The sequence below is a fragment of the Bacillus sp. EB01 genome (assembly GCF_000613125.1).
GTDB lineage: Bacteria > Bacillota > Bacilli > Bacillales > Cytobacillaceae > Bacillus_D.
Genome location: NZ_HG964497.1, coordinates 5224465 through 5230998, shown reverse-complemented (window position 1 = coordinate 5230998; position 6534 = coordinate 5224465). Strand labels below are relative to the sequence as shown.

Here is a 6534-nt window from a genome sequence, read left to right as displayed (position 1 = left end):
ATTCGAACCCTCGAAACGCTGACTGGTATCGATTTAATCATCGATGATACACCGGAAGCAGTCATCCTGTCCGGATTTGACCCGATTAGGCGTGAAACTGCCCGCCTGGCACTTGAAAAGCTCGTTCAGGATGGTAGAATCCATCCGGCACGAATTGAAGAAATGGTGGATAAGGCACGCCGCGAAGTTGATGAGCATATCCGGGAAATCGGAGAGCAAACAACCTTTGAGGTTGGGGTACACGGATTGCATCCGGATCTAATCAAGATTCTTGGTAGATTGAAATTCCGTACAAGCTACGGCCAAAATGTCCTTAAGCACTCGATGGAAGTTGCACAGCTATCAGGGCTGCTGGCAGCCGAACTCGGGGAGGATGAGACTCTGGCCCGCCGCGCAGGCTTGCTGCATGATATCGGCAAAGCGATTGACCATGAAGTCGAAGGCAGCCATGTTGAAATTGGCGTTGAGCTTGCTACAAAGTACAAAGAGCATCCAGTTGTTATTAACAGTATTGCTTCCCACCATGGTGACAAGGAACCAACTTCAATTATCGCAGTACTTGTCGCTGCCGCGGATGCATTGTCCGCTGCAAGGCCGGGTGCGAGGAGCGAAACACTTGAAAACTACATTCGCCGCCTGGAAAAACTCGAAGAAATATCCGAGTCCTATGATGGTGTTGAAAAGTCCTTTGCCATTCAGGCCGGCCGTGAAGTTCGAATTATGGTTAAACCTGAATCAATAGATGACCTTGCAGCCCACAGGCTTGCGAGGGATATCCGGAAACGGATTGAAGAAGAACTCGATTATCCGGGCCATATCAAAGTTACGGTTATCCGTGAAACCCGGGCAGTTGAATACGCTAAATAACAACGAAGGACAGCACCCATATTGGGCGCTGTCCTTTTTTACATTTAACAATGGAACTAGTGTGATACAATGGGGCGTAAAGACTAATTGAATTGGGGTAGGAAAATGGACATATTATTTATTGGCGATGTAGTCGGCTCTCCCGGCCGAGATATGGTTAAAGAATATTTACCTAAGTTAAAAGAAAAATATAGGCCACATTTAACAATCATCAACGGTGAAAATGCAGCCGGGGGAAAAGGGATTACCGAAGCCATATATAAAAGCTTTCTTGAATGGGGAGCACAAGCCGTAACACTTGGGAATCACACCTGGGATAACCGTGATATTTTAGACTTTATTGACAAGGCCAAATATATGGCCCGCCCTGCAAACTTCCCAGAGGGAACACCTGGTAAAGGGATTGTTTATGTAAAATTAAATGACTTGGAAATTGCGGTTATTAATCTGCAAGGCAGAACATTTTTGCCGGCATTAGATTGCCCATTCAGAAAGGCTGACGAGCTAATTAAAGAGGCGAGCGCAAGGACTCCATTTATTTTCGTGGACTTCCACGCTGAGGCCACGAGCGAAAAGCTTGCAATGGGATGGTATCTAGATGGAAGAGTGTCCGCTGTTGTTGGGACACATACCCATGTTCAGACAGCGGATAACCGTATCCTGCCAGGTGGGACTGCTTATATAACAGATGTAGGCATGACGGGCCCCTACGACGGAATCCTCGGTATGGAGAGAAATGTAGTCATTAAGCGTTTCTTAAATACTATGCCAGCCCGCTTTGAAGTGCCGAAAGAAGGCCCGGTGCAGCTGTCGGCTGTTTTAATGGAGCTTGACCGAAAATCTGGGAAAGCAAAGAAGATTCATCGCATCCTGGTAAATCCCGATCATCCATTCTATAGCTAAGAAAGATGACAAAAATCCTCCTTACGGGAATATGTCCCAATTGCCGTGAATATAGTAACAATGGAAAGATATATACCTGAACTGTCCATGAGCTGCTCATGCGGGATCGGGATTATACGAGGAGGAGCTAGGAATGGAAATATTAAAAGTTTCAGCAAAATCTAATCCTAATTCTGTAGCTGGTGCGCTTGCCGGGGTTCTGCGCGAAAGAGGAATGGCGGAAATCCAGGCAATTGGTGCAGGCGCATTAAACCAGGCGGTAAAAGCAGTAGCGATCGCACGAGGATTTGTAGCGCCTAGCGGTGTCGATTTGATTTGCATCCCTGCATTTACCGATATACTGATTGACGGTGAAGAACGGACTGCCATAAAATTGATTGTAGAGCCAAGGTAATAATTAAATTAACTGTATGTCAGACCGGTAAACTAAAGCCAAGCCTGCTTGTACCACTCAAGCAGGTTTTTTTATGAGGAAACTCACTGACAATTAGAGGAGGCGGAACGGATGGCAGTATTTGATGCCCATTGTGATGTGCTTTTAAAAATGTATGAGGATCCTTTAATTCAATTTAAGGATTCTGAAAAGCTTCAGGCCAATTTAGATGGAATGAAAGAGGCAGGTATTAAGCTTCAGGTTTTCGCTATTTTTGTACCGCCGGAACTAAGAGGAGAAAAGGCGTTTGAGGCTGCAAGGGACATGGCTCGGATATTTCACGAGAAAGTTATTGATAATTCGATGGTAGTTCATGTAAAAGACCTAGCGGCCCTAAATTCTTTAAAGGAAAATCAGATGGGGGCAATGCTCTCGCTTGAAGGCTGCGATTCGATTGGAAAGGATCTCAATAAATTAAAGATACTTCTGGATATGGGTGTTTCTTCAGTTGGGCTAACATGGAACTGGGCCAATGCCGTTGCTGACGGAGCCATGGAATCCCGTGGTAGAGGACTTACTCCGTTCGGGCGTGAAGTTGTCGGACTCTTGAATCAAACAAACACATGGTGCGATGTATCACATCTTTCTGAGAGAGGATTTTGGGATGTTATGGAGCTTGCAGATTTTCCAATGGCATCTCATTCAAACGCATTTACAAAATGCCCTCACCCGCGGAATCTAAAAGATGACCAAATTAGAGCGATCATTAGAAGGGATACAGTAATGGGGCTTACGTTTGTTCCTTATTTTCTTAGTAAAGCGGGTAAGGCAACGATTACCGACGTACTTCGCCACCTTGATCACATTTGTTCCCTTGGAGGGGAAGACCATATCGGGTTTGGCTCGGATTTTGATGGAATTGATAAGACCGTAGAAGGGCTTTCCTCAGCATTTGAATACGAAAATTTAATTAATGAACTACAAAAACACTATTCTGAAATACAAGTTTGGAAATTTTTGCATAAAAACATGGAAACTAGGCTGCCGAAATAACCTTATAAAATCAATGTATCTGCAGATAATTATTTAAAAAAAGGCTAAAATATTGGTCTATAAATCTCACTTTTAAAAAATATTCAAATTTTAGACAATATTATGCCACAAAGTGTTGCAATTTTTGTCACATAGGTCTAGAATTAAAACCGTTTAGTACCTACCAGATATTTTTTGAATGGAATTGCAAACGCTTAATTTCAAGCGGATTTCTAGTGAATTATCTGAAAAAGTGCTACACTTCAGTTGTAAGATATGAACTATTATTTTTTTACATATCCAAAGGGGTGTAAAGGATGATTAATCAACTTTCCTGGAAAGTTGGAGGACAGCAAGGGGAAGGTATTGAAAGTACGGGAGAGATTTTTTCGATCGCATTAAACAGGCTTGGTTACTACTTGTATGGCTACCGTCACTTTTCATCAAGGATTAAAGGCGGCCATACAAACAACAAAATCAGGGTAAGTACTACCCAAATCAGATCGATCTCCGATGATCTTGATATATTGGTAGCTTTTGATCAGGAAACAATCGACTTAAACTACAAAGAATTACATAGCAATGGCGTAATCATTGCTGATGCAAAGTTTAAACCTGTGAAGCCTGAGGATACACAGGCAGTCATGTACTCGGTTCCGTTTACTGAAATCGCTACTGAACTTGGCACCTCTCTAATGAAGAACATGGTTGCAATAGGTGCAACAACTGCAGTCCTTGATCTGGACATTGCAGTCTTTGAAGAAGTAGTTCGTGAGATTTTTGGCCGTAAAGGCGATCAGGTAGTAGCGAAGAACATGGAAGCGATTCAGGCTGGCCATGATTTCATTACTGAACAGCTTGAAGGAATTCGAACAATGGAGCTTGAAAAAGCTGATGGCAAAAAGAGAATGTTCATGATTGGCAACGATGCTATCGCATTAGGTGCTGTAGCCGGAGGATGCCGCTTTATGGCAGCCTATCCTATTACACCAGCCTCTGAGATTATGGAATACCTAATCAAGAAACTGCCTGCTTTGGGCGGCACCGTCATTCAGACGGAAGATGAAATAGCAGCTGCCACGATGGCTATTGGAGCCAACTATGCAGGTGTCCGGGCGATTACTGCTTCAGCTGGCCCTGGCCTATCATTAAAGATGGAAGCAATCGGGCTAGCCGGTATTACAGAAACTCCAATCGTTATTGTTGACACCCAGCGTGGGGGACCTTCCACAGGCCTTCCAACTAAACAAGAACAGTCGGACTTGATGCAAATGATTTATGGAACTCATGGAGAAATTCCAAAAATCGTATTTGCCCCAAGTACTGTAGAAGAAGCTTTTTATGATACTGCAGAAGCTTTCAACCTTGCAGAAGAATATCAATGCCCGGTCATCGTTCTTTCCGACCTTCAGCTTTCACTCGGAAAGCAGACTGTTGAGCCACTCGATTTCGGCAAGGTAGAAATACGCCGGGGCAAACTAGTTTCGGAAGACCTTCCTGAAATTGAAAATAAAGGCTATTTTAAGCGCTATGAAGTAACAGAAGATGGAGTATCACCACGTGTCATTCCAGGCATGAAAAATGGTATCCACCATGTAACAGGTGTTGAACACGATGAAACTGGCAAACCTTCTGAATCAGCAGCTAACAGGATTGCTCAAATGGATAAGCGTTTCCGAAAGATTTCTAAAGTTCGCTTCAATACACCTGTATATGTCAACGCGCCACATGAAGAAGCAGATTTGTTAATTGTAGGTTTCAACTCAACAAGAGGAGCCATTGAAGAAGCAATGAGCCGCTTGTCAGCTGAAGGCCACAAAGTAAACCATGCACATGTTCGCCTAATCCATCCGTTCCCAGTAGATGAAATTCTTCCGCTTGTACGTTCGGCGAAAAGAGTTATGGTTGTTGAGAACAATGCGACTGGCCAGCTAGCAAACATTATGAAGATGAACGTAGGGCATGCCGAAAAGATGTTCAAGCTGTTAAAGTATGATGGAAACCCGTTCCTTCCTAATGAAATCTACACAAAAAGCAAGGAGTTGTTCTAAATGGCAACATTTAAGGAATTCCGGAATAATGTAAAACCAAACTGGTGCCCAGGATGTGGCGACTTCTCTGTACAGGCTGCAATTCAACGCGCAGCTGCAAATGTTGGCCTTGTACCTGAACAACTTGCTGTAGTTTCCGGTATTGGCTGCTCGGGCCGAATTTCCGGATATATAAATTCATATGGTTTCCATGGAATTCATGGGCGTTCTCTACCTATCGCCCAGGGAGTAAAGATGGCTAACCGTGATCTGACAGTATTGGCTTCCGGTGGTGATGGCGACGGGTTTGCGATTGGTATGGGACATACAATCCATGCTATCCGCCGTAACATCGACATTACCTACATTGTCATGGACAACCAAATCTATGGTTTGACTAAAGGGCAAACTTCACCGAGGTCAGCTACAGGTTTCAAAACGAAATCAACTCCAATGGGATCGATTGAACAAGCAATTGCTCCAATGGAAATGGCTTTGACTGCAGGTGCGACTTTTGTTGCCCAAAGTTTCTCGACTGACCTGAAGGATCTGACAGCTTTAATCGAAGCAGGCATTAAGCACAAAGGTTTTTCATTAATCAACGTTTTCAGTCCATGTGTAACATATAACAAAGTCAACACATATGACTGGTTCAAAGAAAACCTGACCAAACTTAGTGATATTGAAGGTTACGACCCGCACAACCGCGAACAGGCGATGCAGACACTTATGCAGCATAACGGACTCGTAACAGGCCTCATCTATCAAAACACTGAGCGCTCTTCTTATCAGGAGCTGATCAATGGCTATTCTGCTGAACCACTAGCTGAGGCGGATCTTAACCTTGATCAGGCGCATTTCGATAAGCTAGTCGCCGAGTTTATGTAATAGTATTTACAACTCTATGTTTTATATTACACCCTGTCCGATTGAAAAATTGGCCAGGGTGTTTTTGTGTTTTATCTTGCTTGGGAAAATGGAAGAATGGAGTAAGAGGATACTTTTGTGCTCAATAGTTTATTAAAAAACATCTGTAATGGAAATATTTATGCATTGTGTATATACGAGTAAAGATGGTATATTGATTTAGCTGATTCGTCAGCCAGTGAAAAAGTGCAGAGGAAATAAAAAAACTTATTGACATTTGCATTTCGTAAATGGTAATATATTAAATGTCGCTGAAAGATAACTGAAAAAAAGTTATTGACAAAAAGCGATGTGAGTTATATACTAATTAAGTTGCTCTTTGAAAACTAAACAAACAAGCGTCAACAAACAATAATATTTTGATGGCTTCGGCCATCAGCCAACGTAACTTTATGAGCTAAT

General features: G+C 43.0%; 6 protein-coding genes. All 6 read left to right on the top strand.

The features are described from left to right. A partial coding sequence (gene rny / locus TY16_RS24655) for a ribonuclease Y (RefSeq protein WP_043934346.1) occupies positions 1-867 on the top strand: 867 nt, incomplete at its 5' end. Positions 868-972: 105 nt separating this feature from the next. Then, positions 973-1770 carry a TIGR00282 family metallophosphoesterase gene (locus TY16_RS24650; protein WP_043934345.1) on the top strand — a complete coding sequence of 266 codons (798 nt, stop codon included), beginning with the start codon at positions 973-975 and terminating at the stop codon, positions 1768-1770. Between the two features lie 133 nt (positions 1771-1903). Beyond that, positions 1904-2164, top strand: coding sequence for a stage V sporulation protein SpoVS (gene spoVS / locus TY16_RS24645; protein WP_043934344.1), 261 nt, complete (start codon positions 1904-1906; stop codon positions 2162-2164). 111 nt (positions 2165-2275) lie between these two features. Continuing rightward, positions 2276-3196 carry a dipeptidase gene (locus TY16_RS24640; protein WP_043934343.1) on the top strand — a complete coding sequence of 307 codons (921 nt, stop codon included), beginning with the start codon at positions 2276-2278 and terminating at the stop codon, positions 3194-3196. Between the two features lie 296 nt (positions 3197-3492). After that, positions 3493-5226 carry a 2-oxoacid:acceptor oxidoreductase subunit alpha gene (locus TY16_RS24635; protein ID WP_043934342.1) on the top strand — a complete coding sequence of 578 codons (1734 nt, stop codon included), beginning with the start codon at positions 3493-3495 and terminating at the stop codon, positions 5224-5226. Further along, positions 5227-6093: a 2-oxoacid:ferredoxin oxidoreductase subunit beta gene (locus TY16_RS24630; RefSeq protein WP_043934341.1), complete on the top strand. Its 867-nt coding sequence runs from the start codon at positions 5227-5229 to the stop codon at positions 6091-6093. Positions 6094-6534 lie beyond the last annotated feature (441 nt).

Excerpts from the sequence above, each read along its gene's own strand:
- TY16_RS24650 (WP_043934345.1), top strand. The coding sequence starts at position 973 with ATGGACATATTATTTATTGGCGATGTAGTCGGCTCTCCCGGCCGAGAT.
- spoVS (WP_043934344.1), top strand. The coding sequence starts at position 1,904 with ATGGAAATATTAAAAGTTTCAGCAAAATCTAATCCTAATTCTGTAGCT.
- TY16_RS24640 (WP_043934343.1), top strand. The coding sequence starts at position 2,276 with ATGGCAGTATTTGATGCCCATTGTGATGTGCTTTTAAAAATGTATGAG.
- TY16_RS24635 (WP_043934342.1), top strand. The coding sequence starts at position 3,493 with ATGATTAATCAACTTTCCTGGAAAGTTGGAGGACAGCAAGGGGAAGGT.
- TY16_RS24630 (WP_043934341.1), top strand. The coding sequence starts at position 5,227 with ATGGCAACATTTAAGGAATTCCGGAATAATGTAAAACCAAACTGGTGC.